The sequence below is a fragment of the Synechococcus sp. NOUM97013 genome, from assembly GCF_014279815.1.
Taxonomy (GTDB): Bacteria; Cyanobacteriota; Cyanobacteriia; order PCC-6307; family Cyanobiaceae; genus Synechococcus_C.
The window spans coordinates 2,228,199-2,243,668 of the sequence record NZ_CP047941.1 but is presented as its reverse complement, the minus strand read 5'-3'; the positions used below and the strand labels follow the sequence as shown (position 1 = coordinate 2,243,668).

Below are 15,470 nucleotides of genomic sequence, written 5' to 3'. Positions count from 1 at the left end.
ACGAGGTCTGGCCATGACCACATCCCAGCCTGATCAGCCTCCGGTGCGTCTGTTGCTCGTGGACGATGAACCGGGTCTGCGTTCTGCCGTGCAGGCCTACCTCGAAGACGAGGGCTTTGATGTCACGACCGCCGTTGATGGCGAGGACGGATACACCAAAGCCCAGCAAATGCTGCCGGATGTGGTCATCAGCGATGTGATGATGCCGCGCCTGGATGGCTACGGACTGCTCAACAAACTGAGGGCCGATGAACGTCTTGGCGGCACCCCGGTGATCTTTCTGACGGCCAAGGGCATGACCGCGGACCGCACTCAGGGCTATCTCGCCGGCGTGGATGACTACATCCCCAAGCCCTTCGACCCGGATGAGTTGGTGGCTCGCGTCAGCAACGTGGCTCAACGGCAGCAACGCTTGCTTCAGGAGGCTGCGCGTTTTGCTGATGCCGACATGGGTCAGATGGCCAAACAGATCACTGAGATTCGATCGTTGCTGGCCCAGGCGGAAGCGCTGCCTTCCACGGAACCTGTGCAGCACAATTTCACGCCCAGAGAAGCGAGTGTTCTCCAATTGGTGGCTGAAGGTTTAATGAATAAGGAGATCGCGCGTCAGTTGGAAACATCGATTCGCAACGTGGAGAAATACGTGAGTCGGCTCTTCATCAAGACCGGAACCTCCAGTCGTACGGAACTGGTGCGCTACGCGTTGCAGCATCGGCTGGTGGAGTGACGCCTCCCACGCAGGACGCATCCGCCGAGGGATGGCGTCCAGCGGCGCTCAATCAGGGCTGGACCTACAGCGACCGAACCGGTCAGCGCGAGCAAGGACAGATGGTGTCTGCACTCCTGGCGGACCGCCATCGTCATTCGTCGATTGAGGACTGGAAACAGAGGATTCAACGTGGCGAACTTCGCCTCAATGGCGCGCTTCTGGCCTGTGATCAGCCACTGCCCGCTGCGGCGGAGTTGCACTGGTCACGCCCCCCATGGGTGGAGCCGGCCATCCCCGACTCCTGGCACGTGATTCACGATGACGGCGACGTGCTGGTGATCCATAAGCCCTCCGGTCTGCCGGTGATGCCAGGGGGTGGCTTCCTGGAACACACTTTGGAGCGGTTGCTGGTTCAGCGCTGCCTTGATGCCTGTGAGGAGCAGGTGCCCAAACCTGTCCATCGGCTGGGACGCTTCACCTCCGGTCTTCAGGTGTGCGCGCGTCGTGGCGAAACCCGCGCCAGGCTGTCGCGCGCGTTCCGGCCGGATGGTGGTAGCTGCAAGCTCTATCAGGCCTGGGCGCACCGAGTGAACGACTTGGACCCCGGTGTGACGTTGCGGGTGGACACCGATGTGATCGAAAGGCCCCACCCGCTGCTCGGCTGGGTGTGGGGGCCGGAGCCTCCAGCCGCCGTGACCGTTCGCCGGCGTCTGCAAGCCCACAGCGAAGTCAGCCTTCTAGAGCGAACGTCAGAGGGTGATCGCCTGCAGGTCGCCATCACCACAGGACGTCCACATCAGATTCGAATCCACCTTGCGCAGTTGGGATCTCCCCTGCTCGGCGATCCCCTTTATCTGCAGAACCAACAGATCAACGAACAGGCCACGCCAGGAGACGGCGGATACCGGCTCCATGCCTGGCGCTTGTCTCTGGATGGCCTGTCCTTGTGCTGCGAACCAGGCGCGTCCTTTGGATGAACGGCGACCTGGAGCGAGAACTCAAGCCTTGCGGAACTCGATCAAGCGGGAGAAGTAGAAGGGGGCTTTGTTCAGGCTGCGGCGCACCAGCTTGAAACCGCAGGCTTCCGCCGCCTTGACGATGCCGTCTTCCTTCAAGGTGTAAGCCCGGGTGGTTTTGCTGGGGCCGGGGAACAGCTGGCCAATGCCCTTCAGCAGCGCCAGCAAAGGCGTGTAGGGCGCAAAGCTCACGATCAGCCGCTCTTCGGTGAGGCTGCAGAGGTGTTTCACCATCTCCTCTGCAGGCTCCTGGGGGTAATGGATGAACACATCTAGGCAGCAAACCGTGTGGAAGGAGCCGCTCAGGCTTTCCAGGTCGCTGGCGAAAAAGTTCAGCTTTGCCATGTCGAGGCCGGCCTCACGGGCCCGGCGCTCCGCTTCCTCGGCCATGGCCGAGGAAATGTCGCTGGCGTTGATCGAGCCGGCACCCATGGTCGCCAGCGGCAGGCTGAGACTGCCCACGCCGCAGCCGGCATCGCAGAAACTCACGTCGCTGAGTTCACCGCTCTCCTTGATCCAGGCCAGCACTTCATCCACGGTCTTTTGGTGACCGATGCGAATGTTGCGCTGCACCTTGTTCACGTCATCGCTGTCGCTGTAAATGCGGTTCCAGCGGTCGAAACCGGTGGTTTCGAAATAGCCCTTCACCTCTTTCTTCTCGGCCTGTTTCTGCTCCAGCAGTTGATCGGGGGCCATGGCGGAAGGGTTTGCGTCGGCGGGATCCTACGCAGCTTCTCGTTCGAGAGCAGCGTTCTGTTCTCAGCAGTGCTTGTTTCTGAGCAGCGCTTGGTTTATGCAGCCTCTTGCCAGCTCAACTGTTGATCCTGCGCGTTCCAATGCCAGCGGAGCAGGTTGTTCAAGGTGGTGCCGATGAGCTGTGGCTCAGCGCCGGATGGATCGAGAACGAAACGTGGCGCCATGGTGGCGGCCCAGATCGCCCCATCTGCATCACCGCTCCACCGGGCTAGACGGCAGCTTCCTTCCAACAGCGGAAGCGTGACGCCCGCGAGTGTGCCGTCCTCGAGCCGGCAGGTGCCGTCATGCACTAGCAGCACCCGTTCATCCCAGCGGTGCTCGCCATCGTCGAGTCCATAGGGCGCCAGGGCATCGCTCACCAGCACCAGTTGATCTCCTGCGAGGCGTTGCAGCAGCACCGCCATGGTGGGGTGAACATGCACGCCATCCGCGATCAGGCCCAGGGCAACATTGCCTCGCCTGCAGGCTTCTCCCACCGGCCCTGGGGCGCGGTGGTGCAGGCCCGGCATGGCATTGAGGCTGTGGGTGAGCATGCGCACGCCTTGATCAAAGGCCTGTGCAGCCTGGTCGGCATCGGCCGTGCTGTGACCCAGTGCCGTCGTGATTCCCAGTGCGCCGAGATGTTGCACCAGCTGCTCACCGCCTGCTTGTTCCGGCGCCAGGGTGATCAGGGCGATGTCAGCTTCGAAACCACTGATGCGTTGCTCCAGGGCCTGCAGGCTCGGGGCGGCGATGTGTTCGGCGGGGTGGGCGCCACGGCGTGCTTCCGCCAGAAAGGGTCCCTCCAGATGGGCCCCCAGCAGGCGGCACCGTCCAGGTTGGTGCCTATTGCGCGCCTCACGCAGCACTGTCAATGCACGGCGCAGAGGCTCCACGGCACAAGTCACCAGTGTTGGCGCAATCGCCTCCACGCCATCGCGCCACAGCAGCTCCAGGAGCTGTTCAATCCTTGGAACATCGCTTCCCTCAAGTTCGGGGAATGCCAGTCCGAGTCCCCCGTTGATCTGCAGGTCGATGCCTCTGGGGCTCAGGCGGTCTCCTGCCCAGCTTTCGCCCTCCATTGCCCTGCCGGACGGCATGGGACCTGCGGCAGCGATCCGTCCCTGATCATCGACGGTCAGCCAGTGCAGTCCGGTGCCCTCCCGGTGCCCGGGACGTTGCGGCAGCCGTACATCAGTGATCCGACGCATGCAGGTGGTCCGGCTGATGCCGGTGCGGGACGATGGCAGTCTTGCTGTCCACCTGGTTCTTGCCCGCTCCCGTGTCGTCCTCCGTCTCCTCCGATTCAGAAGCCACGCCACAGGTCGCCGTGATCATGGGCAGTGATTCCGATCTCCCCAGCCTGCATCCGGCCGTCGAGATCCTGCAGCAGCTGGGGATCAGCGTCGAGGTGCGGGTGCTCTCGGCCCACCGCACGCCCTTGGAAATGGTGGCTTTTGCCCAGCAGGCTCGCACCCGAGGTTTCAAGGTGATCGTGGCCGGTGCTGGAGGCGCCGCTCACCTACCGGGGATGGTGGCGTCTCTGACCACCTTGCCGGTGATCGGCGTGCCGGTGCAGAGCCGTGCACTCTCCGGTGTTGATTCCCTCCACTCCATCGTGCAGATGCCGGGCGGGATCCCAGTGGCGACAGTGGCCATCGGCGGTGGTTTGAATGCCGGATTGCTGGCCGCCCAGATTCTTGCGGTGGAGGGCGGGGCGTTGGCTGAACGGCTGGAGACCTATCGCCAGACGCTTCATGACACGGTGGTGACCAAGGACGCCCGCCTGATGCAGTTGGGCAGTCAGGACTATCTCGACCAGATGCGCTGATGCGACGCGGCCAATCATCCACCTTGCGCCCCACGTTGCTGAAGGCGCTGTTGCCGGCGGCTGTGATCTACGGAGTCGCGCTCAGCTGGAGTGCGGCGGAAGGCATCAGTTCCACCAAGGTGCTCCGTGATCTGGCTCAGGATTGTGGTGCGCCACTCGGCCAGGGCTTTCTCTCAAGCGTCGGTTACCTGCTCTGGATGGCCGCAGCGGCGATCGCCTTGTTCGCTGCGTCCACTGGTCAGATCAAAGGATCTGTGGTGCACCGACAGTTCGCGTTCTGTGGTGGTGGCTTCTCGCTCTGGCTCTGTCTCGATGACATGTTCCTGGTCCATGACCGTTATCTGGGCGAGTCATTCCTTTACGTCACCTATGCGGTGTTCAGCGTTTTGTTGTTGGTTCGCTTTCGCGGAGCCTTGAGACGGTTCGGAGGCGATTCATTTGTTCTCGCAGTGATCCTGCTGGGTTCATCCGTGTTGATTGATGCGTTCCAGGGAGTGTTCCCGGCGTCTTACGAAACGGTTCAGCTGTTCGAGGAGGGGGCGAAATTTCTGGGCATTGCAGCCTGGCTTGCTTTCTGGTGCCATTACGTGAACGCTTCCTCCAAGCTCAGCCCCTTTTGAACATCGCCGCAGTGCAGCAATGACCACCTGGCCGGCCTGGATGCGATGGGGGCTGGCCCTGCCGTTGCTGACCCTCAACCTCTATGTCCTTCGTCAGCTGCTGTTGCCTCTGGCGCCGTTCCCGGGTTTGTTCCTCACCGCGGCACTGATCGCCTTCCTGCTCGACATCCCCTGCCGCTGGCTCACGGGGCGAGGCCTGCCTCGCTGGCTCGCGATCGTGATGGTGACCTTGTTCACCATCGGTGCGTTGGTTTTCGCCGGTGTCACGCTCGTGCCGCTGCTGATTGATCAGCTCGGCCAGCTGATCAATGCCTTACCCGGATTTTTGGCGTCGTCGGAGGCTCTGGTCAATCGTTTGCAGGATTGGGCCGTAGAGCGTGGACTACCCAGTGAATTCGGTGATCTCAGCAGTGACCTGCTCACTCGCCTGAGCCGCCTGGCCAGTCAGTTGAGCCAGAGGTTGCTGGGCATCCTCGGGGCCACCCTTGGCACCACGATCAACACCGTGATCGTGCTGGTGCTGGCGGTGTTTTTTCTGCTCGGTGGTGAGGCGATTACGGCAGGTCTTGCCCGCTGGTTGCCGCAGGACTGGCGCGATCTGGTGGTGCGCACCATGGTGCGTACGTTCCGTGGTTATTTCGCTGGTCAGGTGTTGTTGGCCTTGATCTTGGCCCTGGGTCAGATCGTCGTCTTCACCGTGCTGCAGATTCCCTACGGAGTTCTGTTTGCTGTGCTGATCGGCTTCACCACGCTGATCCCCTATGCCAGCGCCTTCACCATCGTTGCGGTCAGTGCTTTGCTGGCCTTCCAGGACCTGGGCACAGGGCTTGAGATTCTGGTGGCCGCCATCCTGGTGGGTCAGATTGTCGACCAGGTCATTCAGCCCCGATTGATGGGAAGCATCGTGGGGTTGCAACCGGCTTGGCTGCTGATCGCGCTGCCTTTGGGTGCAAAGGCAGGAGATCTCTATGGGTTCGGCGAACTGCTGGGTTTGTTGCTGGCGGTGCCTGTCGCCAGCAGCTTCAAAACGCTTGTGGATGCCTGGGCCGCGCGCCAGGGGATTCCCCTGGCGTCCGGGGCATTCAGCTCTGGGTCGGAATGATGTCCCTGGAGATCAGTGCGTTCACCACCTGCTCCACACAGGCGTTCAAATCGGCGGCACCGGTGTCGACAGAGAGTTCTGGCGTTTCGGGTGCCTCATAAGGGCTGGAGATCCCTGTGAATTCCTTGATTTCACCGGCGCGGGCCTTGGCATATAGCCCCTTCGTGTCGCGCTCTTCGCAGACACTCAGGTCGGCGGAACAGAAGATTTCAATGAAATCCCCCTCGGCCACAAGGGCCCTGGCTTTGTCGCGATCGGCCCGGAACGGCGATACAAAGGCGGTCAGAACAATCGTTCCGGCATCCAGAAACAGTTTCGACACCTCCCCGATGCGGCGGATGTTCTCTTCACGATCCGCGTCGGAAAAGCCCAAGTCTTTGCACAAGCCGTGGCGGATGTTGTCGCCATCGAGCACGTAAGTCGTCAGCCCTCGCTCGAACAGCGCCTGGTTCACCGCATTGGCCAGGGTGCTTTTGCCAGCACCGCTCAGACCGGTGAACCAGAGAATCGCGCTGCGATGTCCCCGCTGGCCAGCACGGGCCTGCCTGTCAACTGAGGCGTGGTGCCAGGCGATGTTGGTTGACGCACCCTGGTTGGTGAGCTGGCCGTAACTGGAGGAAGCGGTCATGGGTTGCGGCGGTTTCGATCCGCCATCTCGGTCCGCCATTGTCCCTCAACCACCGGCGCGCTTGGGTCGATAGCCCTCCTTGGTGAGCAGCTCCAGCGCGAGATCCACCTGATCGCCCTGCAGTTCGATCACGCCATCCTTGGCCGTGCCACCGCTGCCGATGCGTGTCTTCAGCTTCTTGAGCAGGTTCTTGAAGCCGGCCTGATCCAATTCGAGTCCCCGGATCACGGTGACGGTTTTGCCACCTTTGCCACCTCGGGTGGGCTGTACGCGCACCATCTGCTGCGCCTTCGGGGTGGAGTCAGCCGCTGGGTTGCTTGGTCGCTTCAGACTGTCGGCGCTGCTGAATTCCTGCCAACCTCCTTTGGGCATCGCTTTGATCCATCCGCCCACCATCCTGCCGTCCCTGTGATGACCGACTCCGCACCTTCACCCCAATGGGCTGATTCCAGTCAAGGGCTCGGCCGCTGGATCGAACGGTTGATCAGCATTGGCTTGCTGCGGCGTCCGCTCTTCTTTCAGGCTCGCCAGCTGATCATCCGGACGGCGGAACGCAACGGCATCCCCTGGCGTGCCCGACGCCGTGAGTTGCATGAAGCGGCCGCGTCATTGCGTGCCAGTTCCGTCATGGCTGGGTTGCAGCCGCCTCAGTACTACTTGGCTCGCTTCCATGCCTACGAGCAGGGCAATCTCTGTTGGCAGGCCGCTGCCGAAGCCGAACAGGCCACCGATGCGATGGCACTGCGCATCTGGCCCGAAGAGGTGCTGTCGCCGGATCTGGCGCAGACGCGCTTGCGGGATGCGATCCATGGTGCCGTTACTCCCCTGCTTGATGGATCCATGCAGCAGGTGCTGGATTTGGGTTGTTCAGTCGGGGTGAGCACGCAGCATCTGGCCAGCTGGCTGCATCAGAGAGCGGACGACCGTCAGGAGCCCCGTCCGCGCGTTCAGGGACTGGATCTGTCACCGGACATGCTGGCCGTGGCCCGCGTGCGAGACCCGGATGGGCTCGTTGATGGGTGGTTGCATGCGGCAGCGGAGGACACAGGTCTGCCAAAAGACTCATTTGATCTGATCAGCCTGCAGTTCGTGTGCCACGAACTGCCGCAGGAGGCCACCCATGCGGTGTTGGCTGAGGCCGCCCGTCTATTGCGTCCCGGCGGTGCGCTGGTGATGGTGGATCAGGACCCTGCGTCGTCCGTGCTGCAGCGTCTTCCCGCCGCCGTGGCCACGCTGTTGAAGAGCACTGAGCCGTACATCGAGCAGTACTTCAACCTGGATATGGAAGCGGCGTTGAAGGCGGCCGGCTTTCATGATCTGCAGATCAGCGCCTGTGATCCGCGGCATCGCGTGATCGCCTGCTTACGCTGATCGCACGCTTCAACGGCCGTCACGCGGTCAGCTGCATTCGTGACCAGCACCCTGCCTTCTCAGCCCACTGCCCAGGATTTGGCCGTGACCTCTCGGCCAGCGTCCTCCGGGCGCTTCGGCCGCTTTGGTGGGCAGTACGTGCCCGAAACCCTGATGCCAGCGCTTGCCGAGCTGGAGGTGGCCGCGGCAGAGGCCTGGAAGGATCCGGCCTTCACCACCGAATTGAACCGGCTGCTCAAGACCTACGTGGGTCGCGCTACCCCGCTTTATGAAGCGGAGCGTTTGACCGCCCACTACCGCCGAGCCGATGGTGGCCCACGCATCTGGTTGAAGCGTGAAGACCTGAATCACACCGGCGCGCACAAGATCAACAACGCCTTGGGGCAGGCATTGCTGGCGCTGCGGATGGGCAAGAAGCGGATCATCGCCGAAACCGGCGCTGGCCAGCATGGCGTGGCTACTGCCACGGTCTGCGCCCGTTTCGGGCTTGAGTGCGTCGTCTACATGGGTGCTGAAGACATGCGCCGTCAGGCGCTGAACGTGTTCCGCATGCGTCTTCTCGGTGCCACGGTCCAGCCGGTGACGGCAGGGACCGCAACGTTGAAGGACGCCACCAGCGAGGCCATCCGAGACTGGGTCACCAATGTGGAAACCACCCACTACATCCTGGGTTCTGTGGCTGGGCCACACCCTTATCCAATGTTGGTGCGCGATTTCCATGCCGTGATCGGCGAAGAGACCCGGGCGCAATGCCGTGAGGCGTTCGGACGGCTCCCGGACGTGCTGATGGCCTGTGTGGGTGGTGGTTCCAATGCCATGGGCCTGTTCCACCCATTTGTGGAATGCCGTGATGTGCGCCTGATCGGCGTTGAAGCCGCTGGAGATGGCGTGGCCACAGGGCGTCATGCCGCCACCATGACCGAAGGCCGCGTCGGCGTTCTTCACGGTGCCATGAGCCTGCTGCTTCAGGATGAGGACGGGCAGGTTCAGGAAGCCCATTCGATCAGTGCCGGATTGGACTACCCCGGTGTCGGTCCCGAGCACAGCTACCTGCGTGAGATCGGCCGTGCTGAATATGGCGCTGTCACTGACACGCAAGCCTTGGAGGCCCTGCAGCTGGTCAGTCGGTTGGAGGGAATCATTCCAGCCTTGGAAACCGCCCACGCCTTTGCCTGGCTGGAAACCCTCTGTCCCACCCTGGCCGATGGCACGGAACTGGTGATCAATTGCTCCGGACGCGGCGACAAGGATGTCAATGCCGTTGCGGAGCGTTTGGGAGACGCTCTCTGACCGGTGGAGAGATGGACTCGATCACGCAGTCCAGAACCACTGGCTCGCCGTGATCATTTGAATCCTCGGCTGTTGCTCTCTACCCCATCAGCTCAGCAGATGGTTGAGGGTCCTTGCGACACACGTCACGGCTGCACGAGCTGTGGCATAGGCCATGCGCATCGGCCCGATTAGGGCAACTTGGCCGGTGCTTCCATCTCCGCTTCTGTAACTCGCTTGCACCACTGAGCAGTGCTGCAAGGCTGTTTGAGGGTGCTCTCCTCCAATCCAGACACGGCCGCCAAAGCCCTGTCTGCTGGGAGCGAAAGCCGCCGGGTTGCTGTCCATCAATTCCAGCAGTGGTCTGACCCGATCGCTGTCACTGAATTCCGGTTCAGCCACCAGACGCGACACGCCGTGCACTAGGGCCCTTTGGTCACCGGGGCCGCGCAGGGGATCCCGGCTCTGCAGCGCATCGTGGAGGGCCTGGCCGCAGGATTGCAGCTGCTGAGGCAGGCAGTTCCAGTCAAGCTGGCCACTGCCCTTCAGTTGGTCGTCAGTCCATCGCTCTAGGGCCTTCACCTGATGGGCACTGCCGTGGGGTAGGCGCAGATTGAGGTGATGGGCCTGACTGGAGTCCGCCACCACCATCACCAGCAGGCGGTCTTCGCTGGGCACCAGACGGATGGCACGCAGCTGGCTTTGGGAGCGTTGCGGTGGCGTGATCAGGCTCATGAGGCCTGTGAAGTCGCTGAGGCGCTTGGCCAGTTGCAGCAGCAGATCGTCGAGGGCAGCCCAACGCAGGCTGAGCTGTGTGAGCTCACGCTCGAGGTGCTGGGCTCCGGCACCCGGCTCCGGCAACAGGCAGTCGACGTAGTGCCGATAACCCTGGGGACTGGGAACCCGTCCTGCTGAGGTGTGGGGCTGGGTGAGTAGGCCCCGTTGTTCCAGGGCGCCCATGGCGGAGCGCACGGTGGCCGAACTGGCTTTGATGCCGAAGCGCTGTACCAAAGTGCGACTCCCCACCGGTTCGATGGTGTCGACGTAGTGGTGCACCGTGGCCTGCAGAACCTCCTGTTGACGTCGGGGCAGCAGCTCCACAGCAGTCACCTGATTGGCAGCGATCGTAAGGAGAATTCCCTGTTCGGGATTCCTCTCGTCATGAAGATGTGGTCTTCAAAACCTTCGCACGGGCCTCAATACCGGGGAACGGACGGATCGACCGTCACGCTCCAGGCATCAATCCCGCCCTCCAGATTCCAGACCTCCCTTGAAGGTTGCTGCTGAAGCAGCCAGCAGCCGAAATTCCAGCTGCGCACTCCTGCGTGACAAATCACCACCACGGGGCCATCTCCTGAAAGCGTCTTGTTGATGCTGCCCATCCAGTCCTCCGCTTGGCTGAGGGGTAGGTGCTCCACGGTGTGGGGGAACGGCGCGATCGTCAGTTCCTGGTCTTCGCGCACGTCGACCAGCGTGAGGTCAGGGCTGTTGGTCAGCCAGGCCTTCAATTCAGTCGCTTTCAGGGGCTTGGGGGTTTGTCCGTTCATGGATTCAGTTTGGCGTTGGACTGGCGATCCCCCGCGGATGGATGAAGATGAACCCAACCGCATCACCGTCCGTTCATGAAGGGACGTTCGTTCCTGCTGGCCCTGGCCGCTACGGCGATGGTGCTGCTCACCCTTGCGCTGGGGGTGTGGTCGGCCATGGCGCGTCAAAGTCCGCTTCGCATCGTCGACCAACCCCTCGCGTTGCCGCGGGCCGCACGCTTCATGCCACGGGATGCTGCGCTGACGCTCCACTGGCTTGTGGATCCACGGCAGGTTCCGGCTTATGCCCAGGCCGTCGCGCCGGTGCGTCAGCGCCGTTTGGTCAATGAGAGCACCCGCCAGCTGCGCGATGGAGCGTTTGCTCTGGCGGGGCTTGACTTCAGCAGTGAACTGGCGGGCTGGATTGGTCCTGAGGTCAGCTTGGCGGTGCTCCAGGCACCCTCCTCTCAGGTCGGTGCTCCACCCTCCGACAGTTGGGTGCTGGCGCTGTCGAGCCGTGATGAAGACGGGGCCAAGCGTTTTCTTCAGCGCTTTTGGCAAACCCGGAGCCTTGCAGGGACCGATCTGCAGATTTCCCGTTACCGCGGCATGGGCCTGATCAGTGGTCGTGGTGCCCTGCTCGGCCGAGATCCGCAGCCGATCGCCACGGCGTTGATTGACGACGATCTGTTGTTGTTGGCGTCTGGACGCGGTGCGCTTGAACAGGCGCTGGATGTCTCCCAGCTGGACAGTCAGCACCAGCTTGGCGATCCTGAACTGGTGTCGGATTTGCAGCGCTTCGGGCGGGGTGCAGCGATCCTCACCGCCAAGCCTCCTGCCATGGATCGATGGCTCGGTGTGCCGAGCGCCATCACCTCCCGGCCGGATTTGGAGGGAATGGTGGCTGTTCTGTCTCCCCAGAGTTCCGATCTGGCGATGGATGCAGTGGTGCGTTTCCGCCAAGCGGTGATCCCCCTGGCGACCAAGGGATCCGAGGCTGACGCCTTGCTGCGCTCCGCGGGCGGCGATGCTGATGCCCTGGCTGTGCTGGCGGATCCGGCAGCCGTGGTCTCTACTGAGTCTGATGGACCGATGGCGCAGTGGATCGCGCCCGTCATCCAGCAAGCGTTGGCCTCTGCTGACAGCGGTGCTGCTGCTGCTGTGATCGGTTTGGATGACGGTCCGCTTCTGTGGCAGCAGGGGAGTGAGGGCTGGATTCTCGGCACGCGCCCCAATCGTCCCGAGTCCGATCGGGTGGATGAGCGCTTGCAGGGCCTGGGACTTTCAGCGTCGACCCTGGCCAGTGACGGACAACCGTTGCAGGTCTGGACACGTTTGGCCCGACAGCGTCGTCATGGTGCGGAGACCCTCCAGGCTGAACTGGCCGTGGCGCTGGAACGCCAATCCGGTGTGTCGTGGTGGGGCGAGACGCTGGACGGCCTGCGTCATCGCGCTGAGGGAGGCACCCTCAACCAGCGGCTTCAGCAGCTGCAGCAACTCCAGGACGGCGGTCAGATTCCGTTGGAGCAGCGGCTCGCACTGGCCGCTTCACCCAGTCGAGATCATTTGGGTGAGTGGCGGCCATGGGAGCTGGTGCAAGGGGTGGCCGGTCGCTCTCTTCTACCGGCTGTCCAAGGGCTGGCGATTGCTGGGGGAGCTGACCAACAGGATCAGCCTGTCCAGGATGGAAGGGTGAGCAGCCTGCGACTGCGTGCCCGACTCCAGCTCGGTTAATCTTCTGCTTCTGCGTCATGGCATCGCTGAACGGCGTGTCAACGGCCGCGATCATCCGGATCGTGCCTTGACCGATCGAGGTCGCTTGCGCACCCGTGCTGTGGTGCGCGAGTTGCGACGGCTGGGGGTTGAGGCTGATCGACTGATCAGCAGTCCCTACCGGCGAGCCATGGAGACTGCTGAGGAGGCTGTTCAGGCTGGGTTGGCGCCTTCGCTTCAGATGGCTGACGCTTTGGCCCCAGGTGGTGATCCGTGGCGGATTCTGCGGGGGCTGAAAGGCCGCTGCCTGCTGGTCGGTCATGAGCCAGACCTGGGTGACCTCGCTTCAGCACTGATGGGCGCTCGGCCCGGCGGGGTGCGCCTACGAAAGGCGGGGTTCTGTCATCTGCGCTGGTGCGCTGATCTCAAGGATCCCCGTGGGATGGCAGATCTGCAGGCCTTGCTCAGGCCACGGCTTCTGTTTCCGCGCTCCGTCTAAGTTGACTTTGAGCAGAAGCGGGGGTTGGTGAGTCAAAACGCTGGTGCCGAAATCCGCCATGAGCGCACGGGTCTTGTCTTTCGTCCTGGACTGGAGGGGGTTCCTGCCACCCAATCCTCCATCTGTGACATCGATGGCCAGAAAGGGTGTTTGTCCTATCGCGGTTATCCCGTGGATGACCTGGCAGCCCACTGCAGTTTTCTGGAAACCACCTATCTCCTGATCTGGGGGCAGCTGCCGACACCGCAGCAACTGCGCGATTTCGAGCACGAAGTGCAGATGCACCGGCGGGTCAGCTTCCGGGTGCGGGACATGATGAAGTGCTTCCCGGCCAGTGGCCACCCCATGGACGCGCTGCAGTCCAGTGCCGCTTCCCTGGGGCTGTTCTATTCGCGCCGGGCGATCGACGACCCGCAGTACATCTATGACGCGGTGGTGCGGCTGATCGCCAAGATCCCCACGATGGTGGCGGCCTTTCAATTGATCCGCAAAGGCCAGGACCCGATCCAGCCCCGGGATGATCTGGCCTACTCCGCCAATTTCCTTTACATGCTCACGGAACGTGAGCCGGATCCCCTGGCGTCAAGGATCTTCGACCAATGCCTGATCCTGCACGCTGAGCACAGCCTGAATGCCAGCACCTTCAGTGCCCGCGTCACGGCCAGCACGCTCACGGATCCCTATGCCGTGGTGGCTTCTGCCGTTGGAACCCTGGCGGGTCCTCTCCACGGTGGTGCCAACGAAGATGTGCTCGCGATGCTTGAGGAGATCGGTACTTCCGATCGCGCTGCCGATTACCTCGATGAGGCCAGGGCGAGCAAACGCAAGGTGATGGGATTCGGTCATCGCGAATACCGCGTGAAGGACCCCAGGGCCGTCATTCTTCAATCTCTGGCTGAGGAGATGTTTGCGCGCTTTGGCCACGATGAGATGTACGACGTCGCCCGGGCGCTCGAGGAGGCCGCGGAGACCCGTCTTGGTCCAAAGGGGATCTATCCCAATGTGGATTTCTACTCCGGACTCGTGTATCGGAAGCTGGGAATCCCAAGGGATCTGTTCACGCCGGTCTTCGCGATTGCCCGTGTGGCTGGCTGGCTGGCTCACTGGCGGGAGCAGCTTGGGGCCAATCGAATCTTCAGGCCTTCGCAGATCTACACCGGCAGTGGATTGCGTCAATGGACGCCTCCAGACGACCGCGTTTCAACCGCCAGCCCTTAAGTTACGTCCATCAAACCTCTGCACATGGTGACCCTCTTCGCCACCAGCGCACCGGCACTGGTCAGTCCAGGCCTTGATCTTGAACGGAGCTTCAGCCAGGCCCTGGAAGGGTTTGGTCTCTCTGAACAGGCGGCTCGTCTGATCTGGTTGCCTCTCCCAATGCTGCTGGTGCTCGTGGCGGCGGTGGTCGGCGTGCTGGTCACCGTCTGGCTGGAGCGCAAGATCTCTGCGGCAGTTCAGCAGCGCATCGGCCCTGAATACGCCGGTGCCCTCGGCGTTCTCCAGCCCCTCGCGGACGGCCTCAAGCTTCTGGTCAAGGAAGACATCATTCCTGCCCGAGCCGACAGCTTGTTGTTCACCCTCGGCCCGGTGCTCGTGGTCGTCCCGGTGATCCTGTCCTGGCTGATCGTTCCCTTCGGTCAGAACTTGCTCATTAGCAACGTCGGCGTGGGCATCTTCCTCTGGATCTCCCTCAGCAGCGTTCAGCCGATTGGCCTGCTGATGAGTGGCTATGCCTCCAACAACAAATATTCCCTGCTGGGTGGACTCAGAGCCGCGGCGCAATCGATCAGCTACGAGATCCCTCTCGCTCTGGCTGTGCTGGCCGTGGTGATGATGAGCAACTCCCTCAGCACGGTCGACATCGTCGGTCAGCAGACCGGCGCTGGCATCCTCAGCTGGAACATCTGGCGTCAGCCCGTTGGCTTCCTGATCTTCTGGATCTGTGCCCTGGCGGAGTGTGAACGCCTCCCCTTCGACCTCCCCGAGGCGGAAGAGGAATTGGTTGCCGGCTACCAGACTGAATATGCCGGCATGAAATTTGCCCTCTTCTATCTGGGCAGCTACATCAATCTGGTGCTCTCAGCGCTGTTGGTTTCAGTGCTGTATCTGGGCGGCTGGGGCTTCCCCATTCCAGTGGAATGGCTGGCCGGCTGGCTGGGACAGTCCGTAGATGCCCCTCTGGTGCAGGTGATCACCGGTACCACCGGCATTGTGATGACCGTGCTGAAGGCCTATCTGCTGGTGTTCGTGGCCATTCTCCTGCGCTGGAGCACCCCTCGTGTCCGCATCGACCAGCTTCTCGATCTTGGCTGGAAATTCCTGCTTCCTCTGGCCCTGGTCAATCTGCTCGTCACGGCAGCGCTCAAGCTGGCCTTCCCTGTCGCGTTCGGCGGTTAGGTTTTAGTACTTAGTCTCAGTGTCCAACGGCATCTCCGTCTTCTCTCCCTCAGG

General features: G+C 62.3%; 17 protein-coding genes. 11 read left to right on the top strand and 6 right to left on the bottom strand.

All coding sequences use genetic code 11. The features are described from left to right. Positions 1-13: 13 nt before the first annotated feature. Both SynNOUM97013_RS12225 and SynNOUM97013_RS12220 read left to right on the top strand, forming a co-directional pair. Complete coding sequence (locus SynNOUM97013_RS12225) at positions 14-727, top strand: response regulator transcription factor (protein WP_186480019.1); 714 nt, start codon at positions 14-16, stop codon at positions 725-727. Continuing rightward, positions 724-1,686: an RNA pseudouridine synthase gene (locus SynNOUM97013_RS12220; RefSeq protein ID WP_255442791.1), complete on the top strand. Its 963-nt coding sequence runs from the start codon at positions 724-726 to the stop codon at positions 1,684-1,686. Before SynNOUM97013_RS12225 ends, SynNOUM97013_RS12220 begins: the two co-directional genes overlap by 4 nt. Before the next feature lie 21 nt (positions 1,687-1,707). Here the strand turns inward: SynNOUM97013_RS12220 and bchM are convergent, their stop codons facing one another. Then, positions 1,708-2,421: a magnesium protoporphyrin IX methyltransferase gene (gene bchM / locus SynNOUM97013_RS12215; RefSeq protein ID WP_186480018.1), complete on the bottom strand. Its 714-nt coding sequence runs from the start codon at positions 2,419-2,421 to the stop codon at positions 1,708-1,710. Positions 2,422-2,516: 95 nt separating this feature from the next. Beyond that, complete coding sequence (locus tag SynNOUM97013_RS12210; RefSeq protein ID WP_186480017.1) at positions 2,517-3,671, bottom strand: N-acetylglucosamine-6-phosphate deacetylase; 1,155 nt, start codon at positions 3,669-3,671, stop codon at positions 2,517-2,519. Between the two features lie 32 nt (positions 3,672-3,703). Between SynNOUM97013_RS12210 and purE the strand changes: the two genes are divergently transcribed. From purE to SynNOUM97013_RS12195, 3 genes are read left to right on the top strand one after another with little or no spacing between them, the layout of a single operon-like run. Further along, positions 3,704-4,291, top strand: a complete 588-nt coding sequence (gene purE, locus SynNOUM97013_RS12205) for a 5-(carboxyamino)imidazole ribonucleotide mutase (protein WP_255442790.1) — start codon at positions 3,704-3,706, stop codon at positions 4,289-4,291. Further along, positions 4,291-4,911, top strand: a complete 621-nt coding sequence (locus SynNOUM97013_RS12200) for an oxidoreductase (RefSeq protein ID WP_186480016.1) — start codon at positions 4,291-4,293, stop codon at positions 4,909-4,911. The genes purE and SynNOUM97013_RS12200 overlap by 1 nt, the downstream gene beginning before the upstream one ends. A gap of 19 nt (positions 4,912-4,930) precedes the next feature. Continuing rightward, a complete protein-coding gene (locus SynNOUM97013_RS12195) occupies positions 4,931-6,013 on the top strand; it encodes an AI-2E family transporter (protein ID WP_186480015.1) in 1,083 nt (360 codons plus the stop codon). Here SynNOUM97013_RS12195 and cysC read toward each other — a convergent pair. Both cysC and SynNOUM97013_RS12185 read right to left on the bottom strand, forming a co-directional pair. Continuing rightward, complete coding sequence (cysC, locus tag SynNOUM97013_RS12190) at positions 5,994-6,641, bottom strand: adenylyl-sulfate kinase (RefSeq protein WP_186480014.1); 648 nt, start codon at positions 6,639-6,641, stop codon at positions 5,994-5,996. The genes SynNOUM97013_RS12195 and cysC overlap by 20 nt on opposite strands. Before the next feature lie 45 nt (positions 6,642-6,686). Beyond that, entirely contained in the window at positions 6,687-7,013 is a 327-nt protein-coding gene (locus SynNOUM97013_RS12185; RefSeq protein WP_186480013.1) for a translation initiation factor, read from the bottom strand. Between the two features lie 39 nt (positions 7,014-7,052). On the opposite strand from SynNOUM97013_RS12185, the gene SynNOUM97013_RS12180 reads away from it, so the two are divergent. Both SynNOUM97013_RS12180 and trpB read left to right on the top strand, forming a co-directional pair. Beyond that, positions 7,053-8,012 (top strand): class I SAM-dependent methyltransferase, encoded by a 960-nt coding sequence (locus tag SynNOUM97013_RS12180; RefSeq protein ID WP_186480012.1) that lies wholly within the window; start codon positions 7,053-7,055, stop codon positions 8,010-8,012. A 39-nt stretch (positions 8,013-8,051) separates the two neighbouring features. Beyond that, positions 8,052-9,302, top strand: coding sequence for a tryptophan synthase subunit beta (trpB, locus tag SynNOUM97013_RS12175; RefSeq protein WP_186480011.1), 1,251 nt, complete (start codon positions 8,052-8,054; stop codon positions 9,300-9,302). Positions 9,303-9,389: 87 nt separating this feature from the next. On the opposite strand, the gene hrcA is transcribed toward trpB, so the two are convergent. Next, the gene (hrcA, locus tag SynNOUM97013_RS12170; protein WP_186480010.1) at positions 9,390-10,382 is read right to left on the bottom strand and encodes a heat-inducible transcriptional repressor HrcA; all 993 of its coding nucleotides are present in this window, start codon (positions 10,380-10,382) and stop codon (positions 9,390-9,392) included. Positions 10,383-10,477: 95 nt separating this feature from the next. Further along, positions 10,478-10,828 (bottom strand): rhodanese-like domain-containing protein, encoded by a 351-nt coding sequence (locus SynNOUM97013_RS12165; protein ID WP_186480009.1) that lies wholly within the window; start codon positions 10,826-10,828, stop codon positions 10,478-10,480. Between the two features lie 75 nt (positions 10,829-10,903). Here SynNOUM97013_RS12165 and SynNOUM97013_RS12160 point away from each other — a divergent pair, with 75 nt between their 5' ends. The 4 genes from SynNOUM97013_RS12160 to nuoH are packed head-to-tail and all read left to right on the top strand — an operon-like array spanning position 10,904 to position 15,416. Beyond that, positions 10,904-12,541, top strand: coding sequence for a DUF3352 domain-containing protein (locus SynNOUM97013_RS12160; RefSeq protein WP_186480008.1), 1,638 nt, complete (start codon positions 10,904-10,906; stop codon positions 12,539-12,541). Then, on the top strand, positions 12,519-13,019 hold the full coding sequence (locus SynNOUM97013_RS12155) for a histidine phosphatase family protein (protein WP_186480007.1): 501 nt from the start codon (positions 12,519-12,521) through the stop codon (positions 13,017-13,019). The genes SynNOUM97013_RS12160 and SynNOUM97013_RS12155 overlap by 23 nt, the downstream gene beginning before the upstream one ends. A 27-nt stretch (positions 13,020-13,046) precedes the next feature. Further along, the gene (locus SynNOUM97013_RS12150; RefSeq protein WP_186480006.1) at positions 13,047-14,237 is read left to right on the top strand and encodes a citrate synthase; all 1,191 of its coding nucleotides are present in this window, start codon (positions 13,047-13,049) and stop codon (positions 14,235-14,237) included. Between the two features lie 24 nt (positions 14,238-14,261). After that, positions 14,262-15,416 carry an NADH-quinone oxidoreductase subunit NuoH gene (gene nuoH / locus SynNOUM97013_RS12145; RefSeq protein WP_186480005.1) on the top strand — a complete coding sequence of 385 codons (1,155 nt, stop codon included), beginning with the start codon at positions 14,262-14,264 and terminating at the stop codon, positions 15,414-15,416. The last annotated feature ends 54 nt before the right edge of the window (positions 15,417-15,470 follow it).

Bases quoted from the DNA above. Each gene is read 5' to 3' on its own strand.
- SynNOUM97013_RS12225 (WP_186480019.1), top strand. From the start codon at position 14: ATGACCACATCCCAGCCTGATCAGCCTCCGGTGCGTCTGTTGCTCGTG.
- bchM (WP_186480018.1), bottom strand. From the start codon at position 2,421: ATGGCCCCCGATCAACTGCTGGAGCAGAAACAGGCCGAGAAGAAAGAG.
- SynNOUM97013_RS12210 (WP_186480017.1), bottom strand. From the start codon at position 3,671: ATGCGTCGGATCACTGATGTACGGCTGCCGCAACGTCCCGGGCACCGG.
- purE (WP_255442790.1), top strand. From the start codon at position 3,704: ATGGCAGTCTTGCTGTCCACCTGGTTCTTGCCCGCTCCCGTGTCGTCC.
- SynNOUM97013_RS12200 (WP_186480016.1), top strand. From the start codon at position 4,291: ATGCGACGCGGCCAATCATCCACCTTGCGCCCCACGTTGCTGAAGGCG.
- SynNOUM97013_RS12195 (WP_186480015.1), top strand. From the start codon at position 4,931: ATGACCACCTGGCCGGCCTGGATGCGATGGGGGCTGGCCCTGCCGTTG.
- cysC (WP_186480014.1), bottom strand. From the start codon at position 6,641: ATGACCGCTTCCTCCAGTTACGGCCAGCTCACCAACCAGGGTGCGTCA.
- SynNOUM97013_RS12185 (WP_186480013.1), bottom strand. From the start codon at position 7,013: ATGCCCAAAGGAGGTTGGCAGGAATTCAGCAGCGCCGACAGTCTGAAG.
- SynNOUM97013_RS12180 (WP_186480012.1), top strand. From the start codon at position 7,053: ATGACCGACTCCGCACCTTCACCCCAATGGGCTGATTCCAGTCAAGGG.
- SynNOUM97013_RS12165 (WP_186480009.1), bottom strand. From the start codon at position 10,828: ATGAACGGACAAACCCCCAAGCCCCTGAAAGCGACTGAATTGAAGGCC.
- SynNOUM97013_RS12160 (WP_186480008.1), top strand. From the start codon at position 10,904: ATGAAGGGACGTTCGTTCCTGCTGGCCCTGGCCGCTACGGCGATGGTG.
- nuoH (WP_186480005.1), top strand. From the start codon at position 14,262: ATGGTGACCCTCTTCGCCACCAGCGCACCGGCACTGGTCAGTCCAGGC.